The 18329-nt window shown below is 51.5% G+C and carries 16 protein-coding genes; 7 read left to right on the top strand and 9 right to left on the bottom strand.

Annotation, left to right across the window (positions count from 1 at the left end; translation table 11 throughout):
* Nucleotides 1-63: 63 nt before the first annotated feature.
* Nucleotides 64-1257, top strand: coding sequence for a hypothetical protein (locus BW941_RS09630; RefSeq protein ID WP_076515569.1), 1194 nt, complete (start codon nucleotides 64-66; stop codon nucleotides 1255-1257).
* An 89-nt stretch (nucleotides 1258-1346) separates the two neighbouring features.
* Nucleotides 1347-3068 carry a hypothetical protein gene (locus BW941_RS09625; protein WP_139325810.1) on the top strand — a complete coding sequence of 574 codons (1722 nt, stop codon included), beginning with the start codon at nucleotides 1347-1349 and terminating at the stop codon, nucleotides 3066-3068.
* Here the strand turns inward: BW941_RS09625 and BW941_RS09620 are convergent.
* Together BW941_RS09620 and BW941_RS09615 are read right to left on the bottom strand one after the other, a co-directional pair.
* Nucleotides 3065-3562: a 2-thiouracil desulfurase family protein gene (locus BW941_RS09620; protein WP_076515563.1), complete on the bottom strand. Its 498-nt coding sequence runs from the start codon at nucleotides 3560-3562 to the stop codon at nucleotides 3065-3067. The two genes, BW941_RS09625 and BW941_RS09620, sit on opposite strands and share 4 nt — an antisense overlap.
* Nucleotides 3559-4341, bottom strand: a complete 783-nt coding sequence (locus BW941_RS09615; protein ID WP_076515558.1) for a methyltransferase domain-containing protein — start codon at nucleotides 4339-4341, stop codon at nucleotides 3559-3561. The genes BW941_RS09620 and BW941_RS09615 overlap by 4 nt, the downstream gene beginning before the upstream one ends.
* 117 nt (nucleotides 4342-4458) lie before the next feature.
* Here BW941_RS09615 and BW941_RS09610 point away from each other — a divergent pair, with 117 nt between their 5' ends.
* On the top strand, nucleotides 4459-5115 hold the full coding sequence (locus BW941_RS09610; RefSeq protein ID WP_245820081.1) for a GGDEF domain-containing protein: 657 nt from the start codon (nucleotides 4459-4461) through the stop codon (nucleotides 5113-5115).
* A 7-nt stretch (nucleotides 5116-5122) separates the two neighbouring features.
* On the opposite strand, the gene BW941_RS09605 is transcribed toward BW941_RS09610, so the two are convergent.
* Complete coding sequence (locus BW941_RS09605) at nucleotides 5123-6139, bottom strand: AraC family transcriptional regulator (protein ID WP_076515556.1); 1017 nt, start codon at nucleotides 6137-6139, stop codon at nucleotides 5123-5125.
* Between the two features lie 101 nt (nucleotides 6140-6240).
* On the opposite strand from BW941_RS09605, the gene BW941_RS09600 reads away from it, so the two are divergent.
* Nucleotides 6241-7788 carry a flavin-containing monooxygenase gene (locus tag BW941_RS09600; protein ID WP_076515554.1) on the top strand — a complete coding sequence of 516 codons (1548 nt, stop codon included), beginning with the start codon at nucleotides 6241-6243 and terminating at the stop codon, nucleotides 7786-7788.
* Nucleotides 7789-7855: 67 nt separating this feature from the next.
* On the opposite strand, the gene BW941_RS09595 is transcribed toward BW941_RS09600, so the two are convergent.
* Together BW941_RS09595 and BW941_RS09590 are read right to left on the bottom strand one after the other, a co-directional pair.
* The gene (locus tag BW941_RS09595; protein ID WP_076515552.1) at nucleotides 7856-8863 is read right to left on the bottom strand and encodes a 2-dehydropantoate 2-reductase; all 1008 of its coding nucleotides are present in this window, start codon (nucleotides 8861-8863) and stop codon (nucleotides 7856-7858) included.
* The gene (locus BW941_RS09590; protein ID WP_076515550.1) at nucleotides 8860-9321 is read right to left on the bottom strand and encodes a YaiI/YqxD family protein; all 462 of its coding nucleotides are present in this window, start codon (nucleotides 9319-9321) and stop codon (nucleotides 8860-8862) included. Before BW941_RS09590 ends, BW941_RS09595 begins: the two co-directional genes overlap by 4 nt.
* 163 nt (nucleotides 9322-9484) lie before the next feature.
* On the opposite strand from BW941_RS09590, the gene BW941_RS09585 reads away from it, so the two are divergent.
* Together BW941_RS09585 and BW941_RS09580 are read left to right on the top strand one after the other, a co-directional pair.
* Nucleotides 9485-10354, top strand: a complete 870-nt coding sequence (locus tag BW941_RS09585; protein WP_076515548.1) for a metal-dependent hydrolase — start codon at nucleotides 9485-9487, stop codon at nucleotides 10352-10354.
* Nucleotides 10355-10517: 163 nt separating this feature from the next.
* On the top strand, nucleotides 10518-12146 hold the full coding sequence (locus BW941_RS09580) for a long-chain-fatty-acid--CoA ligase (protein WP_076515546.1): 1629 nt from the start codon (nucleotides 10518-10520) through the stop codon (nucleotides 12144-12146).
* A gap of 99 nt (nucleotides 12147-12245) precedes the next feature.
* On the opposite strand, the gene BW941_RS09575 is transcribed toward BW941_RS09580, so the two are convergent.
* The 4 genes from BW941_RS09575 to BW941_RS09560 form a co-directional block, all read right to left on the bottom strand.
* Nucleotides 12246-12812, bottom strand: a complete 567-nt coding sequence (locus BW941_RS09575) for a nucleotidyltransferase family protein (protein WP_076515544.1) — start codon at nucleotides 12810-12812, stop codon at nucleotides 12246-12248.
* 116 nt (nucleotides 12813-12928) lie between these two features.
* The gene (locus tag BW941_RS09570) at nucleotides 12929-13828 is read right to left on the bottom strand and encodes a crotonase/enoyl-CoA hydratase family protein (protein WP_076515542.1); all 900 of its coding nucleotides are present in this window, start codon (nucleotides 13826-13828) and stop codon (nucleotides 12929-12931) included.
* Complete coding sequence (locus BW941_RS09565; protein ID WP_076515540.1) at nucleotides 13828-14808, bottom strand: NAD(P)H-dependent flavin oxidoreductase; 981 nt, start codon at nucleotides 14806-14808, stop codon at nucleotides 13828-13830. Before BW941_RS09565 ends, BW941_RS09570 begins: the two co-directional genes overlap by 1 nt.
* A 79-nt stretch (nucleotides 14809-14887) precedes the next feature.
* Nucleotides 14888-17632: a hypothetical protein gene (locus tag BW941_RS09560; RefSeq protein ID WP_076515538.1), complete on the bottom strand. Its 2745-nt coding sequence runs from the start codon at nucleotides 17630-17632 to the stop codon at nucleotides 14888-14890.
* A gap of 236 nt (nucleotides 17633-17868) precedes the next feature.
* Here BW941_RS09560 and BW941_RS09555 point away from each other — a divergent pair, with 236 nt between their 5' ends.
* Nucleotides 17869-18276 carry a hypothetical protein gene (locus BW941_RS09555; protein WP_139325809.1) on the top strand — a complete coding sequence of 136 codons (408 nt, stop codon included), beginning with the start codon at nucleotides 17869-17871 and terminating at the stop codon, nucleotides 18274-18276.
* The last annotated feature ends 53 nt before the right edge of the window (nucleotides 18277-18329 follow it).

Below are 18329 nucleotides of genomic sequence, written 5' to 3'. Positions count from 1 at the left end.
GAGGGAGTGAGCTTCCGGTAATTGTAGTACCCAGGATGTGTGAAAATAATAAGGAATATCGCTATGGGGTCTACAATCCGGGTTCTTCTCTGCCTGATCGTAATTTTCCTGTCCAGCCCTTTATTGGCATTGGAACTACTGCAAGACCGGGAACTGGCTGAGGTGACCGGGCAGGCTTTCGTATCTGTAGATTCCTCCTCCTACAGCGAGGGCGGTGAGACCTGGGACTTCCGACGAATCAACCTTGGGCTGGACATTCAGACTCTGTTGACCGCTGACGAGCTGGTCGTCGGCGAGTTTGAGCGGTCTTTTCGTGACGGTGATGGTACCGCTCCTATGGTCGTTGAAGGATCAGATGGCTCCACACGGACCGTCGATTATATTTATGATGAAAATGGTGATGTCGCTGTTCCTTCCGCGGATCTCATACTTGAAAACTTCGCACTAGGTGCTGTCAAAGACCCTTATTCTGCCAACCCGGAGGTCGATCCGTTCAGAATTCGCGCGCCCTATATTGAGCTTGCGTATCAGGACAATGATCAAGGGATACGTCAGGTTGTCGGTTTTCGTATGGGCTTTGGGCGTGCGCAAGGCTACCTCTCTGCAGACCTGCTGTCAGTCACGGGAAACTTTGAAGCGCATGTTGTAGGTAACGGAACTGATGCCTACAGAAGTGCTTGTGTGGATGGCAACTCTGGCTCCTGGGATCAGTGTCTGCTTCTCGCAGCCGTTCAGGGGTCAGTAATTTATTCCCCTATTGAATTATTGGATGGCTACACAGGTAATGCTCTGCCCGAAGGGACAAATGAGGATGCTGGCTACATTAAGCGTGCTACCTGGGCTGGTGTGCCTACGGGTGGAAATTTTTCTACCAGTAGCTGGCTGAGTGGCATTCTGCCATTACTGACGGCAAAGAACTGTGAGATCAGCGGTGTGAAAAGTTGTCTCAAGACCGGTATATATCAGTCGATTTATCTTGGACTACCGGAAGATCAACGTCCTGAAGGGGCGACGTTTGAAGAAACTTCTGCCCGCGGTATGTTCGTATCCCTTCAATCTCAGGATGTCCCATGGGAGGACCTGTCTGGCTTGAGTAATGCAGGGCGGGTATATACGGAGAGAGGTGCGTTCTTTAACTCCGCGGCCTACGCCGACGCGGCCGGAAACCGTCGCTACCCTTTGACCCTTGATCTCTACGGAGGTCTGGCAGGGAAGCCACGGGTGGCCACTTGTGTTGGTCGGGTAAAGGGGTGCTGATTATGGGACGTTTCATATTAGTTCTCTTCGTTTCGCTTATATTCCATTCGCACACCTTTGCTGAACTGCGCAGTTTGAGCGAAGTGGAAATGTCTGAAGCTACGGGCGAAGGGCTTGGGTTTGCCTTCGAAGACTTTGCTTTTTCTACTGATGGCGCTGTCGCCACAGTAACAGGGTTTGAAAACAGCAATAATGAAGAGATTACTGCTGAATGGCGGCAATTTTATATCTATGGTGAGGGCAGCCAGTACGGAACCAAGCCCGTGACTACCGACATTGGCAGTTACCTGCATCCATGGGTTTTCCGGACGGTGCGAGGAGGTTCCTCTCCAGAGTATGCTGCGTTTGAGGCCGATACAGCTTTGCTGGAACTTAAAGCAGATTCTTACGAGAACCCGTTACAGGATTCAGCGTCATTTATCTTGCACAACCGATATCAGGGTTGCATCTGGGGGCACAATGGATGCGGAGAGGGAGCGTCACCGTTCGATGCCGTTACCGCAGTCGATAATCAGATAGGCGAATATAACGCTGAGTATAGTAACTTGCTGAATACTTATTCGGCCGTTTATGGAAGTCAGGCTTCCTCCTCTCTCATCAATGAAACCGAGGCGGTACAGACTCCGGGTGGTGTCGTATATGAACAGCAGCTGGTGATCGAATCGCGTCGGGCTGAGCTGGAAAGTGCTATCAGAAGTTATGAAAATGATAACCCGGGTGTTTATGCTGCTGCTCAGCAAACTGCTGGAGCTGAGTACCAGGAAGCGATCGATCTGTATGAGCAAACAGATCAGTCTGTTTCGTTAGGGGATAAGTACTCTTGTGGTTTGTTTGGAACCAGCTGTACGCAAGAAGAGAGGGCTTATAACAACCAGATCGATGATTGGGCAGATGCGCAGGATGCTGTGGGAGATATAGAGAGCAACTGGAAAGACGAAACGCTGGCTTTATCTGCTGCCAATGGCGAGTTAGGCGATATCCTGATAGGTGAGGACAGCATTGATGAGACCGGTAAAACCCTGGCTCAGCGTATCGCTGATGCGGATCGGTTTCAGGTGTTGTGTGGTGATTCTGCGACCAGTGATGATTGCGAAAATGGGCTAATAAGCCGTCGCGGTGAAGAGCGAGGAACCATTAATGATATTGCCATCGCCATTGATGGTGGGCAGATTCGTCGTCAAGGTATGGATATTGGATCTCGTTTTAAGTTCGAATTGGTTAATGAGAATAAAAATACCGGGGAGATTACCCGAGTAGATGATTTTCTTTCTTTTGAGTTACGTGGCGTGTACCTGGATGGCGCCTATATGCGGCTCTGGTCGCGTCCTGACGAATCTGGTTTAAGCGAACTGCAGGGCGAGCTAAGCCTGCGCTTTTTCGCTAAAGAGTACGCAATATCTTCATGTGGTGTAGAGTGCGAAATCCTGCCAGATGATTCACCTGAAACCATACAGGATAAAGTGCTCCTGAGGGACAGTACCGCACTTAAACTTAATAATTACTTATACGACCTGAATCTGGGGTATGGCGACATTCAGCCGATGACCTTTCAAGTCACATCTGACGGCAACTTTTTATTCGAAATGGATATGCCTGACTTTGATCGGACAGGACTGCCCCGCACTGTTGAAAATGTCAGGGCATTCTTCAACGATTATTACGATAACGCGCCTAAGAGTAATCTGATTATAGGACAGGTGCAGATTGGTAGCGTTCCCGAGAGCGGCCCCAATTACGGTGACCTGGGTGGGGTTCGTGCGGTTGGCCTACGGGCTCAGTACTTGAGAATAGAGAGCTTCGATCTCAATTAATCCTGCTCCATCCATTGAATGAGTGGTGCTGGGTTGTCAGGTGAGAAACACAGTATATGGTTTCTTTTCAACAGGGCGGTGGTGACTCCATCGCCCTTGACCAGAGTGCCGTTAAAACTGCCGTTATATATAAGATTATTGCCACATGACGGAGATCTGGCTGCGAGTAATGCTGCACCGCATTGATGTTTTTTTGCCAGTATCAGAGTCTCTTCGGCTCCGCGAATAAACGCATCTGTAACATCGACCTGTTGTCTTGTGGCGACTCGTGCGTCGCCATCCAGAACCATGGAGCCAGTAGCAGCAAGGATTTCTGCTGGCGGTCGTGGAGTCGGCAGGCCCCCCAGTGTTTCGGGGCAGACTGGAATAACTCGCCCTTCTTCTTGCCATTGCGAGAGCAGACTTTTCAGGTGCGAGGCTTTGCCAGCATTATCATTGCCGTCATAGCGCAGTGGCTCGCCGAGAAGACAGGCGCTGACGAGCAGCTTTTTCATTGAGTTTTCCGCAGTAAGAAGTGTACGTAACGTCCGAGTCGCCGGTGAGGCTCTTTGAGCCCGGTTTCGAGGTCTGAGCGGTTGACGGCATCCTGACCGATACGCTCACGGATTTTCTGATGCATATGATCATGTACGCAGCGGATACCGCGCCAGCGCGTCAGTTCGAATCCAAGGTCCGTCATCGCTGATTCAATGTCATCCGGGTTAAGTGGGTGCTGAGGGGCATTGCCTTCTTTCCGCAGCCTGGGGTTGGCGGATTCCGGCGCGTGAGTCCGACCGTTCATAATCTGGCGCCATTGATGGCCATACAGGTTGTAAAACATCAGCGACAGCCAGCCACCAGGTTTTACTTTGCTGGCAAGTACAGGAAGGGCTTCAAAAGGGTGCTCCAGCCACTCCAGAACGGCATGATTGAGGACGATGTCGAATTGCCCGGGAAAGAGCGATTCAACGTCCTGAAGGCTCCCTGAGCGGGCAGTGAGACGCTGACCTTCTGCGCTAAAGAGGTCATTAGCCAGACGCAGCATTTCGCCAGAGATGTCACAGAGGTTGATAGCCGCACCCTGTTTCGCAAGCGAGAGGCTGAACTGCCCTTGGCCGCCACCAATATCAAGGACCTGCTTGCCTGCGATATCGACCTCGCAGTCGCTGAAGTCCTGCTCCAGCGCCATCAGGCGAAGCTGACCCCGTGGAGTAGCATATATGGTGCGGCTGAAACGTTCGGCGAGATCGTCAAAATTCCGATCTTTCTGGGTGTCTGAATTCTGTTCTTTCATAGGTATCGTCCGGAGTGTCAGCAGATAATACCAGTAGCAGAGCAGATTTCTGTAGCTGGGCTATACTTCAGACGTATACCGCCTTTTTGATCAGCCGCAGGGAAGTGTTGTACCCGTATGTCTCCAGAGGATATGTTCGTTGAGAAACTCCACTGCCCGGTCGGTGAATCGCATTGCATTCTGTTCGATGAAGTAACAACGCTGCGCAAGCAGGTCGTTACTGATCCGCTTACCGGATTGTTCAACGTCCGCCATTTCCGAAAAAGTCTTGAACACGAGCTGGAACGAACCCGCCGAACGGGTATGACGACGGCCCTGATCATGGTCGATCTCGATCACTTCAAGAATATCAATGACACCTGGGGGCACGAGAGTGGCAATCAGGTGCTCCAGACGGTTGCTCAACTGCTACAGGATCAGACCCGTAAACTCGACATCTGTTGCCGCTATGGTGGTGAGGAATTCGCCGTGATTTTGCCCTCCACCGAACTCATGTTGGCGCGCCAGGTGGCTGAGCGTTGCCTTAACGCCTTGCGGGAAACCGTTATACCTCTTGATGAAACCGACCTTCAGGTCACGGCCAGTATTGGTGTTGCTGTGGCGGATAACAGCGCACAGACAGCCGAGAGTCTGATTGAGAACGCCGATGAATGTATGTATGAGGCAAAAAGGGGTGGGCGCAATCAGGTGGTGAGCAAACGTCCTCAACCTTCTGAAAGCGCCGTCAGTGCTGATGAGCGGGATGCTCTGCGCGGTCTTTTTGGAGACGACTGAGGTTTACTCAGGACTCTCGTTTTCGGTATTGGGCAGGCGTCATGCTGTGCCACTTCTTAAATGCCCGGATAAAGGCCGCCGCCTCGGTGTAGCCTAACTTTCCTGCGATCACTTCGATGCTGTCTTCGGTGGTATCCAGTAAACGGCATGCTTTCTCTGAACGTACAGATTCGAGCAACTGTTGGAACGTCGTTCCCTCTTCTTTGAGCTGTCGTCTGAAACTGCGCTCGCTGGTGCTGAAGGTATCGGCGCATTCATTGATAGAAGGATACCCCTCCCGGAACATTCCCAGGTACTTTTTAACACGATCGCTGAGGTTGTTCGTTTCTGGCTGGCGGCGCTGTTTCAGCAGTTCGTCGCATTGCTGCTGGTAAAGGCTGAGAGCCGTTGGGTTAGCATTCGGCAGCGGCTGATCCAGAAGTGCCGCGTCAAAGACGAAACGTGCGACATCGGTCCCGAACTCGACCGGGCAGGCGAACGTATCCCGATAGAAGTCAGCTTCAAATGGCTCTGGATAAGGCACAGAGATCAGTTTCTGCATTTTCTGATGGCCGAGCATGGTCTGCATCATGCTAAGAAACTGAAAGGTGCCAGCGACATCTCGATCGATAATAAAGCGGTGCAGCTCTTCGGGAACATGATAGGGATGGAGTACCAGTGCAGCCTGATCGCCGCTGACTTCAAAGTCGAGTCGGCTGAACAGATAGCTTAATTCCTGATACTTGATACCCAGCTCAATGCCTTCTTTTACTGTGCTGCAGCTCATCAACATCATTGCAAAAGCACCGTATGCGGCAATGCCAAACGTGCTCGAAAGCTTCATTGCTGCCAGCGGATCATGACGTAGATCAACATAAAGGTCAGAAAGCACAGCCAGTTCATCCGCCTGCGAAATCACCGCCGAGGCATCAATCTGATCCGGGTTAATACCGTTACGAGCCAGAGCTGGCGCGGGGTCTATGCCGTATTTCTTATGTATCTGCTCAGCGGTAAAGCTGAGCGCAAGTATCGATCTTAAGGTCATGGTGGCCGAAATTGTTAATTAGCAGGAAATTCCTGACATGGTTGAGCGCCGAATGCTCCGGCTAAAGTACACAACATAATAACGCGACGGAGCAGAAAACGATGAAAGAAATGAACAACACTCTGCCGAAGTATACAGATACAGTCATCATCGGCGCAGGTCTTGGCGGCCTGGCGATGGGCATTGGTATGCAGAAAAAAGGCCTTAACGATTACATCATTATCGAGAAGTCCACCGAAGTGGGTGGTACATGGCGCGATAATTCGTATCCGGGCTGCGCCTGTGATGTTCAGTCGCACCTGTATTCATACTCTTTCACTAATAAGTCTGACTGGACCAAGCGCTACGCGCCTTGGAACGAGATTCAGCAATATATTCTCGATACTGTAGCAGAATATAACGTGCGTCCGAATATCCGTTTCGGGCTGGAAGTGAACAGTGCTGAATTTGACGAAAAGTCAGCGATCTGGACGGTAGGCACCGCAGATGGTCAGACGGTTCAGTGTCGCTACTTTGTGCTGGCAACAGGCCCTTTGCATGTTCCTCAGATTCCCAATATCCCAGGGCTGGATAAGTTTAAGGGCAAGGTCATGCATTCGGCACAGTGGGACCATGACTATGACCTGAAAGGTAAAAAGGTTGCGTCGATCGGTACCGGTGGTAGTGCAATTCAATATGTACCAGAGATTGCTCCCGACGTAGAACAGATTGACGTCTATCAGCGCACAGCAGCCTGGGTTATTCCTCGTGATGAGCGCCCATACAGCAAAGCCAGTAAATGGGTATTTAATAAGTTTCCATCACTGCGCCGCTTGTATCGCTCACGTCTGTACTTTACGAATGAAATGCGTGTCTGGCCGATTTTTAATCCAGCCATTGCAAAAGCTGTTGAGTTCTTTGCGAAGCGCTTTATTAACCTTCAGGTTAAAGACCCGCAAGTACGTGCGAAACTCACGCCGGATTACACCATTGGTTGTAAGCGTATCCTGATTTCGAACAAGTGGTATAAAACCTTTAACCGTAAAAATGTTGGCCTGGTTACAGATGGCATCAGCGAAATTCGAGAGAACTCTATCGTTGATAAAAATGGCGTAGAACGTGAGTGCGATACCATTATTCTGGGTACTGGATTTATCGTAGATCCTCGCGGATATATGGATAAATTCAACCTGAAAGGTCTGCCGGGCCACGACATTCTGGAAGACTGGAAAGACGGCGCTGAAGCGTACCTGGGGAATACAGTCACAGGGTATCCGAATATGTTTGAGCTGGTCGGACCAAACTCTGGTCTGGGTCACAACTCCATCATTTTCATGATTGAAGCGCAGGTTCACTACATTCTTGAATGTATGAAGGAAGCGAAGAATCGTGGCGTTGACTACCTGAATGTGAAGAAAACCGCACAGGATCAGTTCAACGAAGAGATTCAGGAGCGCATTAAAGGATCTGTGTGGACTTCAGGCTGTTCCAGCTGGTACCAGCAGTCCGATGGTAAGAACTTTGTTCTCTGGCCTTACTCAACGCTGGAGTTCTGGAAGCGTAACAAGAGTGTCGTCACCGCTCACTATGATTGGGTAAAAGTGGATGCGGCAACGAAAGGCAATAAGGTGACAGCGGCGAAAGCGAACAAAGCAGAAGCGGTTGCCTGATGAAAAGTTAGTCATACGGTAGGCGGGTCTTACAGACCGATCGAAGCCTGCTCTTTGCGGCGCTGATTCAGCGCCGCTTTTTTATGTCTTCGAGAACTTCCTCACTCGGAATTCCAGGCGTTCGCCGACCTTCTTCGATATCTTTAATTAACTCAACAAGCGTCAAATTGGCAGGTGCTTGCAGACCCAGCGCGTGAGCAGCTCTGACGACTGCGCCATTAATGTAGTCAATTTCAGTTGTTCGTTGGTTGTTAAGATCTTCCCACATTGAAGATCTAGCCTGGGGATCAATCGCAAGCATTGAAGAGGCGAGTTTCTTAAACCATGAATCAGGAGCCTTCAGGAGGACAGGAATCCATCGTGCAGGTAGTTTGGTTAATTTCGGCAGCTTCAGCTGTTCTTGTTTGGTGACTTCTATTAACTCGCTCATCGCCAGGCTGAGAATGGTCCGGTAGCCTCGGGTTTCAAGCTCCTGCTTCAGTGGCAGGTTACTCACTGCGTTAATCGCATTATTGAGGTTCAGCTGTAATTTTGCCCACTGTAATGCCTCGAAGCCTGAGGTTGTGTGTAGCCGGAACCCCATGTCATGAAAGGCGCTATCGAGTTGCATCGCGATAGTGCTATCAATCAGCGCTTCGCAGTAAACATCGCCTTCGGTTCCACGATGAAACCGACAGTTGTCCATGGGGGCGACATTGAAGCCGACGATGCCGCGGATGACCGGATTTCTCAGTTGCCGCAGCATGTCGTCGCTGCCGATGCCGTTCTGCAGGCTGATGACGGGCGTTGTCTTCGCTGCAAATGCCTGAAGTTGCTGGGCAGCTTCGTGGACGGCCAGACATTTTACTGTGAGCAGAATGAGGTCCGCAGAGGCCAGAGCATCTGTCGAATCCGTGACTGTCAGATTTGAGTATTGGCAGTCCCTTTCCTGATAATCGCTCAGCGCCATATGTCCGGCACGGTTGAATGCATTGATCAGTCGTTCGCGCCCGATCAGGGTAACTTCATGGTGTTTGCTCAATACGGCGCCAAGATAACAACCGATTGCTCCCGCGCCCAGAACGGCTATTTTCATGTGGATGCCCGTTTTGCACGCGCCAGCCAGCGGTCAAGAGAGTTGGCAAATGTTTGCTTATCTTTGTCTGAAAACGCCGCAGGCCCACCACTCTGAACGCCTGAAGAGCGCAGGGTTTCCATAAAGTCGCGCATTTGCAGTTTTTGCCGGATTGTCTGCGGGTTATAGGTCTCGCCCCTGTTGTTGATGACGTCGACCTTGTTTTCCATAACCTCGGCAGCGAGAGGAATATCCTGTGTAATCAACAGGTCGCCAGCGACCGCTTCCTGCGCAATGTAGTTATCTGCGACATCGAAGCCCGGCTCTACCTGATGTGAAGTAATGCAGGGGTGAGGTGTCACAGGAACCCTGTGGTTGGCGACAAAACGCGTAGTCATTTCGGTACGTATAGCCGCCTTACAAATGATCTCTCGAACGGCTTTTGGCGTGGCGTCGGCATCGACCCAGATCGTTGGCATAGTTGATCAGCCTGTCAGTTATTTGCAACACATTATGGCCTAAAGCGGTATTTTTTTTCACCGGAGATTGTTTGCTTTCCACCTGTTGCCGATGTCTGTCTCGGGTGACTATAAATAAAACACAACAACAGATGACTTAAACCTGTTCTGACAGGAGGACACTATGACAGCAACTGCAGATCATCCGGCCATTAAGCCACGGCACATGTCGATGCCGTTCGAGCAACTGGATACGCCTTATTTTTTCGACAATAACGCACTACTTTCTGCATTTTTTGCCGCATTGTCGTCCACCTTTCCTGCGGGTGAGGGCGAGTTTATCGCCTCTGTCCGTCAGTATCGCGACAAGATCAAAAGCCCAAAGCTGAAGGAAGAAATCCGCGGTTTTATTGGTCAGGAAGGACATCATAGCCGTCAGCATGAGCGCGTGAACGAAGCCCTGCGCGAGCTTGGCTTCGACGCGGTTGCGCTCGACAATGACCTGGGCAACTACATTCAGAAGCACGTAGTTAACCGCTCTGATAAGTTCCGCCTGGCGATGACTGTCTGTATGGAGCATTTGACTGCAATTCTGGCAGAACACCTGCTGACCTACCCAGAGACTCTGGAAAATCTCGCCCCGTCAGTGCAGGATCTGCTCTACTGGCACGCAGTTGAAGAGATCGAACATAAGTCTGTTGCCTTTGACACCTTTATGAGCACCGAAGGTGACCAGAAATACCTGCGCTGGTGTCAGGTGTATGCCACATTGTTTTTCTTCCACCGTATTGGCTGGTACACCATCAAACTGCTGTGGTGGCAGCGTAAAATGCCGTCCTGGAAAGAATTCAAAGGCTTCTGGCGTTTCATGACCGGTAAGAAAGGTATGTTTACTGGTGTGACCAAAAACTATCTGGACTGGTTTAAGAAAGGTTTCCACCCATGGGACCACGACAATATGGATCTGATCGAGCGTTGGAAAACCGAGTTCTACCGTGAAGAGCAGGACATGAAACTGCAGAAAGAAAAAGACAAGCTGAAAGCGGCCAGTTAATTGACCAAACTTGAAGCTTAGTCACATAAAGGCCGCCGACGAGCGGCCTTTTTTATGGTCAGCTACACCCTGACCTCTATATTTGGACACAAACCACCTTGTCATTCGTAAATGACCTACCTATCGTAACAGGCACAAGAATAAACACCTCTGGAGAACCCCTATGCAAGGTCTGATGATGGATCGCCCACTGCTGGTATCAACACTGTTGCAGCATGCGGAAGCGACCTACCCGAATACTGAAATTGTAAGCCGTCGCTGTGAAGGTGATATTCACCGTTACACCATGAAAGACGCTGCCAGCCGTGCCCGTAAAGTGGCTAACCTGCTGACCCGTCTTGATATCCAGGACAGCGACCGCGTAGCGACACTGGCGTGGAACAACTATCGCCACTTTGAACTGTATTACGGTATTTCTGGTTTTGGTGCGGTACTGCACACCATTAACCCGCGATTGTTCGCTGAGCAGCTGGTGTACATCATCAATCATGCCGAAGACCGCTACATTTTTGTTGACCTGACCTTCGTGCCACTACTCGAGGCGATCCTGCCACATATCGGTAACGTCGAAGGCTTCATCATTCTGTGCGATGAAGACAAAATGCCAGAGACCAAGCTACCTAATGCGCTTTGTTATGAAACGCTGCTGGCGGCAGAATCCGACGAATTTGAATGGCCTGAGTTTGCTGAAACTAAAGGTGCCAGCATGTGCTACACCTCAGGCACCACGGGTAACCCGAAAGGCGTTCTCTATTCACACCGCTCGACCTGCCTGCATGCGTTTGCTTCTGTCGGTGAAGAGGTGATGGGCCTGTCATCCAGCTCATGCTTCCTGCCGGTTGTTCCTATGTTCCATGTGAACGCCTGGGGCACGCCGTACTCTGCATGTATTACTGGAGCCAAGCAGGTATTCCCTGGGCCAGGTATGGATGGCGCTTCTCTGTGGGAACTGATCGAAGCGGAAGAGCCGGATCTTCTGTTAGGTGTTCCGACGGTATGGCTGATGCTGCTGAATCATATGGACAGCATTGGTAAGAAACTGGAATCAGTGAAGAACGTGATTGTTGGTGGTGCTGCCGCGCCTCTGCAGATGATTAAAGACTTTGATCAGAAGCACGATGCCTTCCTGATTCATGCCTGGGGGATGACCGAAACCAGCCCGATCGGGACGATCAATGCGATGAACCCGATCATGGCGAAACTGCCTAAAGAAGAGCAGTACCAGCTTCAGCGTAAGCAGGGTCGCCCGATCTTTGGTATCGAAATCAAGATTATTGATGACGAAGGCAATCGCCTGCCGCATGACGGTGAGACTTACGGTCGCCTGATGATTCGTGGGCCATGGGTGGTGAACGGCTATTACAACAACGACGATACCTCCAGTTTTGAAGACGGCTGGTTTGATACCGGCGATGTGGCGACGATCGACCCTGACAGCTACATGAATATTGTTGACCGCTCTAAGGACGTTATTAAATCTGGTGGTGAGTGGATCAGCTCGATTGACCTTGAAAATACAGCGGTGGGCCACCCGGATTTGGCAGAGTGCTGTGTGATTGGTGCTCGTCATCCTAAGTGGGATGAGCGTCCGATTCTGCTGGCGATCAAGAATGAAGGTGCCGACGTTGATGAAGCCAGTGTGCTTGAATATCTCGAAGGTAAGATTGCTAAATGGTGGATGCCCGATGCCGTTATTTTCGTAGAGTCTCTGCCTCATACCGCGACCGGTAAGTTGCTGAAAATTGACCTGCGTAAAGACTATGAGAACTACCTGATCGAAAACGCGAACTGAGCATCAGCCAGTCACTACTGATCAGAAAGTTCAAAGAAAGCCCGGTTTGCCTGAGCAATCCGGGCTTTTTTGTCCGCCTGGGTTTATGCCTCAGTAGGCTCAGGCGGAGTGTGGCAGGTCTTCCGGGCGATTAACGTCAGAGTGAATCATAGGGTCGCCGATCATGACATTAACGTAGGGGGCGTCTGGTATCAGGCGGGCTTCTGTCCTGTGACCGTGCAACTGCATCAGTTCGAAGGCGTGTTCTTTGCTGAAGCCGGTTGGATATCCGGGCTGACCATATTCATCAATGGGGCGGGCGCAATCGTTGTCTTCGAGGTGGGACGCGAGCACCCGGTAGGTTTCGGCTGTGATCCACGGCATATCGGCTCGGGCAATGATCCAGCCATCCCAGTCCTGATTTGCGTGCACGCCAAAAGCAATGCTGTCACCGATACCGCGGGCGGCATCCGGGCATACGCCGGCTTCAGCGCCATCGTCGATACAGTGGTCAAGTATGGATTGATCGCCTTCATGCAGTACGACATAGCATGGCAGACCAGACTGAAGGGCGTTTTCAATACTGGCCTTCAGCATACATGTCTGACCTGGCCAGGGGGCGCATCGTTTGTCACTGCCAAAACGGGAACTACGACCCGCGGCGAGAAGGATAATGCCTGTTTTCATCGTTAATCCTCCCTGTCAGAGGTGTTCGATACTTATCCGACGCTATCACAGGCTATTGACCGACAGCGCAGTAAAAATGTTACTGCCTGTCGGTTACACAAGGCGGCCTTGTGAGGTCAGTCTGATGATTCGACGTCATCCCACCAGGGATAGACATCTGGCATATCAGTGCTGACACGGCCCTGAAAGTCGGACGGGCGTTTTTCTAAGAAGCTCGCCACACCTTCTTTGCCGTCTTTCAGGCTGGTGTAGAACATTCCGAGCGACTCAATCTTATGTGCTTCTGCCGGATGAGTCATCGCACTGTTGCGGTACATCATCTGGCGAATCATGGCTACAGACACCGCAGAGCGCTGAGCTATGCTGGCTGCGAGGCGCCGGGCTTCCTGCAACAGTTCGTCGGCGGGAACGACTTTGCTGACAAAGCCTGCGTCTTTGGCCTCATCTGCCTTGAAAATATCGGCAGTCATCGTCCATTCGAGTGCTTTCGAAATGCCGACAATCCTCGGTAAGAACCAACTGGAGCAGGCCTCTGGCACGATACCGACCTTACTGAACACGAAGCCGATACGAGTATGCTCACAGGCGAGACGAATATCCATGGCACAGGTCATGGTTGCGCCAATTCCTACTGCGGCACCGTTGATCGCCGCAATGACCGGTTTAGTGCAGCGGAAAATGGCTAGAGCAACGCGGCCGCCGGTATCGCGTACACCCTCGACGATGTCTTTGTCGCTGAAGCGCTTATTCAGGTCACTGAGTGTTGGCTGCTGGGATTCATCCAGTCCGAAGACGTTCCCTTCTTTTGACAGATCCATACCTGCACAGAAGGCCTTACCTGCGCCGGTGACAATGATGGCGCGAACATCATCGTCCGCACTGGCGCGATCAAACGCATGAATCAGCTCGTTGCACATTTCAACCGTGAAGGCGTTCATCTGCTCAGGACGATTAAGAGTCAGTGTCAGAACGTGATCGCTGACGCTCCAGTCGAGGGTAGAGTAGGAATGGCTCATCAGAAGTCTCCAGTGAAAGAAGAAACGGCGTTCTGGTATTCGGCTTTCAGGCGCTTAACCAGTTCGGCAGTTGTCGGTACGTCAGCGATGCTGCCTACCCCATGACCCGCTGACCATAGATCTTTCCATGGCTTAGCGCTGGTGGCCTGAACCATTTTTTCTGTATCCAGTTCTGCACCAAAATCGACATGATCGGGTTTCTGATGCGTGGCGAGGTCGATATCGTGGGCATCCAGTGACGGTTTCAGGAAAGAAGCATTCACGCCCGAAATTTTCGGGGTATACACAATGTCGCCAGCACTGCTGGTGGTCAGCATTTCTTTGTATTCAGGCTGCACCTGGCATTCCTGAGTGCCTATAAAACGGGTACCCATGTAGGCCATATCAGCGCCCATCATCCTGGCTGTGGCGACGTCACGCCCGGTACTCAGGCTGCCCGCCAGCAGAATAGTTTTATCAAAGAACTGCTTCAGCTCATTAATCAGCGCAAACGGATTCCAGTCACCGGCATGGCCTCCGGCGCCACCACAGACAGCAATTAAACCGTCCACGCCAACGGAGGCAGCTTTGCGCGCGAATCGGGTATTCACGACATCATGGAAAACGACGCCGCCATAACTGTGTACGGCATCGACAACATCCTGAACAGCTCCGAGAGAGGTGATCACCAGAGGCACCTTGTGCTTAACAATGATTTCCAGATCCTGCTGCAGGCGGGCGTTGCTTTTGTGTACGACCAGATTCACTCCAAACGCTGCGGCAGGTTCACCGGTTTGCTCTGCGTAGTTATCGAGGTCCGCGCGGATTTCGGTCAGCCACTGATCCAGGCCTTCGCTTGAGCGCTGGTTTAACGCCGGAAACGTACCAATCACACCGGCTTTACAGCACTCAGTGACCAGCGCAGGGCCAGAGGCCAGAAACATAGGGGCAACCACCACGGGTAATTTGAGGCCGGGTCGCAAAGAATCGGGCAATGACATGAACAGTCTCCGGAAAATAAAAAACGGGGAATGATATTCTCATTCCCCGTGATTGGATTAAACAGTCGATTGTGCCAAATCAGGCCCTGACGCGCCCCATCAGCAAAGGTGCAGAGAGCAGGGCCAGCAACCAGAATATGGCACCGCCGCCAGAACCACCTCCTCCAGAAGAAGCTGCAGGCGCAGGGTCCACGTTTGAAATCACCCGGATCGTCATCTCTGCCGTGTCACTGAGCTGTGGGACGCCGTTATCAGTCACAGTAGCTGAAATTGTGTAATCCCCTGCAACCAAACCATCAGAGCTGAAGGTGATGCTGTTACCTAACTCATAGGAGTCAGCCAGGTTAATATCGTTGGATGACCACTCGATAAAATGAGCATCCCAGTCGTCCTCATCAGAAATAATCGCCTCGATAGTGATGTCGCCCATTCCCTCAACGATGGTCGCTTCTTCTCTACCTGCCTGAGTTAGAATTAAAGCTACGCTAGGAGCATTCAGATTCACATCCAGTGTGCCGTCACCATCACTGTCGCGATAAACAACACCGTTCATGATGAGTCCCGGAAGTTGTCGGTCTGAGCCGAAATCCCACACATCACTATCCCAGTTTTCGTACAAGGTACCTTTGCTTGTGCAACTGTCATCGTTGGGGTCGGTCGGGCACTGAAGCTCACTCAAAAGTGCTCCAAAGTAGGAGGCGTTAGTGCCTGCGCTTGTTGCCTGGCCACTTGTATCGGTCGCCCAGTATAAGGACTCGTTGTTATTCGGATAGCTGTAGCCCAATAGCCCGTAACCGTTCGCAACGTATCCCGTCGACAGACTGTTAGCGAGGGTGCTATTTCGGGCAGCACCAATCAGGCCGCCTTGATAATTGCCTTGCAGGATAGCAGCGCTAGAGAATACATTGCTCACATTACTATTGCCGGTTTTGCCAGCAAGGCCTCCAGCATTCCCTTGGGAGCTGATAAGAGCGGAGACAAAAACGCTATCAATTTCGGCATAATTAATACGGCCTGCGAGTGCGCCGACATCATATCGACCGGTAATTGATGTCATTGGACCGGTAATAGCTACTTGGGTGACTTTGATGGCACCTTGGATGGAAGTAAATAGTCCAGCATGAACGTCTCTATCGATATAGAGGTTGCGTATCTGATGGCCGTTACCATGAAAGTCTGCATTGAATGCACTACTAAAGTGCGCAGAGCCTATCGGCTCCCAGCCTTCACCGTCATTCCAGTAAGTATCCAGCTCATTCATCTGGCCATCGCCATTGGTATCGAAATCCAGATCTGATATCAGCTCATATCCGTGGCAGCGCTGCTGCGCGGTGCCTTGCCAAAGTATGATCGGGCAGCCAGAGGTATCCGGGAGGCTCTCTTCAGTCATTACTTGTCCTGAACCGTCCAGTGCGAATCGGATCGCGCTCAGCTCTTCCAACGAAGCAATATCTATCAGGCCATCAGAGTCGGCGTCGGCGTCAGTGATGCCGTCGTTATTGTCGTCTGTGTCGACCGCGTTGGTGATGCCGTCGTTATCACGATCATCCGGATAATCATCATAGGTTAATCCGCTGTTGGCCTGGCAGGTTGCGTCGCAGCCGTCGGCCCACTCATCGACCAGGCCATCCAGGTCGGCATCCAGGTATGCCGCGGCGGCGGATGGGAAAGCGTCGAGAATCAGACCGCTATTAATGCGGCAGCTGGCATCGCAGCCAGGGGTAAAACTATCAATATAGCCATCTTCATCGGTATCCATTGATGACCCAAAAGTGTCTGGATAAGCATCATCTTCGTCCAGTGCGCCATCGCCGTCACTATCACGGTAAATACGACCTCCCATGATCAGTCCGGGTAACTGCTGGCCTGTTCCAAAGTCCCATACTTCACTGCTCCAGCTTTCGTACAAGATGCCGCTATCGGTACAGGTATCGTTGTCTGAGGAGGCGGGGCACTGGAGCTCACTCAAGAGTGCACCAAAGTAGGAGATGTCATTGCCTGAGCTTGCTGCTTGACCGCTTGCATCGGTCGCCCAGTACGAGAATTCGCTGATGCTCCAATTACTGTAGCGCAACAGACCTCCACCGCTCTCAACGTACCCCGTCGACATGCTGTTAGAGAGAGAACTGTCAGAGAGGCGACCGATCAGGCCGCCTTGAGGTCCGCCCGTCAGGATGGCTGCGCTGGAGAAAACGTTACTCACAGTACTGTCGTAGCTCAGGCCTGTGAGGCCGCCAGCATACTGATCGGCGTTGACTATGCCGGTGATGAAAATGCGATCGATGCTTGTGTAACGCGCACGAACTGCGAGCACGCCGGCATCATAGCGAGCGGTAATGGATGTCATTGGGCCGGTAATCGCCAATTGGGTTATTGTGGAGGGACGGGTGGACGTGCCTTCGATGTAACCAAATAGCCCAGCATTTCCGGTTCTATCTATATAGAGGTTACGTATCTGATGGCCGTTACCATGGAAGTTTGTAGTGAAGGGATTTAATGAATTCGCGCCAATCGGCTCCCAGCCCTGACCATCATTCCAGTAAGTGTCCTGTTCATTCATCTGGCCATCGCCGTTGGTGTCGAAATCCAGATCCGTCGTTAGCTCAAAGCCATTACAGCCACCTTCCGGGCAGCCTGTGCTGTCGCCATACAGAGCTGCGCCATCAAGGTGATTACGGATTTCGTTCAGGTCGGCAAGGTCGGTAATTTCGATCAGGCCGTCGTCATCAAGGTCATAGTCGACCCGATCACCAGCGGCGAAAGCGTTGAAGGAAAGGATAGTGCTACAGAGCAGGGCGGCTCTGCTGATGGCGCGGATGTACATTATTGGTGGCTCTCCCATGTCAGGGAGGCACGTCAGAGGTCTTACAGCGTGAGTCCGCTGCATTCCTCGAGTGCATACATCCCTGTATGAATTCAATGAGGCAGGAGGTTACCATACTGGCCTCTTCATCTGAATCAGATTCCGTGGCATTTGTGCGGGGTTACGTGGGCTAAATTGACGCCTCGCGCCTGGAGATTTAACCTATAAATGTCTTATATGATTTCTTCAGAGTGCTGATGTCGCGACGTTTCCGTTTTTCCGGTGTATTGCTTATGCTGCTGGCCATTCTGGCTCAGCCGGTGTTGGCTGCTGGGTCGTTGTGCAGCCTGGGTCATGGTGGTTCATCCGACACGGTTATGTCAGACGTGGTTACCTCAGAATCCGTTACTTCAATCATGGCACACGATCATTCGATGCATCAGCATCATGGGAATGACATAAGTAAAGCTTCTGAACCGAGCAGCCATAACTGCTGTGATGGCGGCACGTGTGACATGCCTGAGTGTTCTGTGCATATCATGGGGCTGACAGGCTTCAATGTGTCTGTCCCGGTCATCAGTGCCGGAAGCTCAATTTCTTTGATGATTGCTCAAGATCATCCTTCTCTTGCGGGCTCCCTCTACCGCCCACCCATTCTGGCCTGACCAAGGATAAGTGCGCCCGGAAAACGGGTTTGCGCGCCTCATTTTTAATTAAT

The organism is Thalassolituus maritimus (genome assembly GCF_900156675.1).
Taxonomy (GTDB): domain Bacteria; phylum Pseudomonadota; class Gammaproteobacteria; order Pseudomonadales; family Oceanobacteraceae; genus Thalassolituus; species Thalassolituus maritimus.
Note: the sequence above shows the minus strand (reverse complement) of the source record. Positions and strands in the feature narration are given on the sequence as shown.

Coding starts and splice junctions, on each gene's coding strand:
- BW941_RS09630 (WP_076515569.1), top strand. CDS start 64: ATGGGGTCTACAATCCGGGTTCTTCTCTGCCTGATCGTAATTTTCCTG.
- BW941_RS09625 (WP_139325810.1), top strand. CDS start 1,347: ATGTCTGAAGCTACGGGCGAAGGGCTTGGGTTTGCCTTCGAAGACTTT.
- BW941_RS09620 (WP_076515563.1), bottom strand. CDS start 3,562: ATGAAAAAGCTGCTCGTCAGCGCCTGTCTTCTCGGCGAGCCACTGCGC.
- BW941_RS09615 (WP_076515558.1), bottom strand. CDS start 4,341: ATGAAAGAACAGAATTCAGACACCCAGAAAGATCGGAATTTTGACGAT.
- BW941_RS09610 (WP_245820081.1), top strand. CDS start 4,459: ATGTCTCCAGAGGATATGTTCGTTGAGAAACTCCACTGCCCGGTCGGT.
- BW941_RS09605 (WP_076515556.1), bottom strand. CDS start 6,139: ATGACCTTAAGATCGATACTTGCGCTCAGCTTTACCGCTGAGCAGATA.
- BW941_RS09600 (WP_076515554.1), top strand. CDS start 6,241: ATGAAAGAAATGAACAACACTCTGCCGAAGTATACAGATACAGTCATC.
- BW941_RS09595 (WP_076515552.1), bottom strand. CDS start 8,863: ATGAAAATAGCCGTTCTGGGCGCGGGAGCAATCGGTTGTTATCTTGGC.
- BW941_RS09590 (WP_076515550.1), bottom strand. CDS start 9,321: ATGCCAACGATCTGGGTCGATGCCGACGCCACGCCAAAAGCCGTTCGA.
- BW941_RS09585 (WP_076515548.1), top strand. CDS start 9,485: ATGACAGCAACTGCAGATCATCCGGCCATTAAGCCACGGCACATGTCG.
- BW941_RS09580 (WP_076515546.1), top strand. CDS start 10,518: ATGCAAGGTCTGATGATGGATCGCCCACTGCTGGTATCAACACTGTTG.
- BW941_RS09575 (WP_076515544.1), bottom strand. CDS start 12,812: ATGAAAACAGGCATTATCCTTCTCGCCGCGGGTCGTAGTTCCCGTTTT.
- BW941_RS09570 (WP_076515542.1), bottom strand. CDS start 13,828: ATGAGCCATTCCTACTCTACCCTCGACTGGAGCGTCAGCGATCACGTT.
- BW941_RS09565 (WP_076515540.1), bottom strand. CDS start 14,808: ATGTCATTGCCCGATTCTTTGCGACCCGGCCTCAAATTACCCGTGGTG.
- BW941_RS09560 (WP_076515538.1), bottom strand. CDS start 17,632: ATGTACATCCGCGCCATCAGCAGAGCCGCCCTGCTCTGTAGCACTATC.
- BW941_RS09555 (WP_139325809.1), top strand. CDS start 17,869: ATGTCGCGACGTTTCCGTTTTTCCGGTGTATTGCTTATGCTGCTGGCC.